The sequence below is a fragment of the Pseudomonas cedrina subsp. cedrina genome, from assembly GCF_001983175.1.
Taxonomy (GTDB): domain Bacteria; phylum Pseudomonadota; class Gammaproteobacteria; order Pseudomonadales; family Pseudomonadaceae; genus Aquipseudomonas; species Aquipseudomonas cedrina.
In genome coordinates this window covers 1-949 of record NZ_MNPW01000049.1, presented here as the reverse complement: position 1 = coordinate 949, position 949 = coordinate 1, and the positions used below count along the sequence as shown (strand labels likewise).

The following is a 949-nucleotide window of genomic DNA, read 5'->3' as shown; positions in this document are numbered from 1 at the left end:
AACTCGATGCTCAATTACAACCTGCCCTTCGGCTGGTGGAACCTCAATTACAGCTACAGCGAAACCGAATACCGTTCCCTGGCCCAGGCCAGCGGTTTCAACTTTAAGCAATCGGGCGACAGCCAGAACCACCAACTGCGCCTGGAACGCGTGATTCACCGCGACGCCCTGAGCAAAACTTCGCTCAGCACCGGCGTGGCCACCCTGCGCACCAACAACTTCATCGAAGACAGCAAGCTCGCCCTGAGCAGCAACCGCCTCAGCGAAGCCCAGTTCGGCATCAACCATGGCCGCCGCATCGGCGGCTCGTTCCTCAACATCGACCTGGGCATGCAGGACGGCATCGGCGCCTTCGACGCCCAGGCCAACCACAATCCAAGGCCGGGCCAGGCCGATGCGCGCTACCGCAAATACACCGCCACCTTGAGCTACCTGTACCCGTTCAAGCTGTGGGGCGAGTCGTTCAGTTTCAGCAGCCTCATGACCGGCCAGCGCAGCGAAGACGTGCTGTTCAGCCCCCAGCGCATGAGCCTGGGCGGGCAGTCGTCGATTCGCGGCTACCGGGACCAAAGCCTGTCCGGCGACAGCGGCGGCTACTGGCGCAACGACCTGCGCTGGAGCCGACCGGTGACCTGGGGCTGGCTGCAACCGCTGTTCACCGAATACGGCACCAGCCTCGGTTACGACCAGGGCGTGATCCGCGGCGACCGCTACAACGCCGAACAGCACGGGCGCATGACCAGCAATTCCGTGGACCTGTTCGCACGCGGCCAGAACGTCGCCGCCACAGTGACCTTTGCACACTCTTTGGAACGACCGGGGCCGATCACTGAACGTGAAGCGCCGGTTTATTTCCGCCTGGATTTCTTCCTTTAAATTTTTACCGCCTTCGGGCATCGAGACCTGACATGGACGTTCGCCAGTTCGCTTTCCTTGCGCGCCAACCTTC

General features: G+C 62.0%; 1 protein-coding gene. It reads left to right on the top strand.

The features are described from left to right. Window positions 1-876 (top strand): ShlB/FhaC/HecB family hemolysin secretion/activation protein (locus tag BLL36_RS29950; RefSeq protein WP_130926015.1); only part of this gene is annotated, 876 nt, incomplete at its 5' end. Between the last annotated feature and the right edge of the window lie 73 nt (window positions 877-949).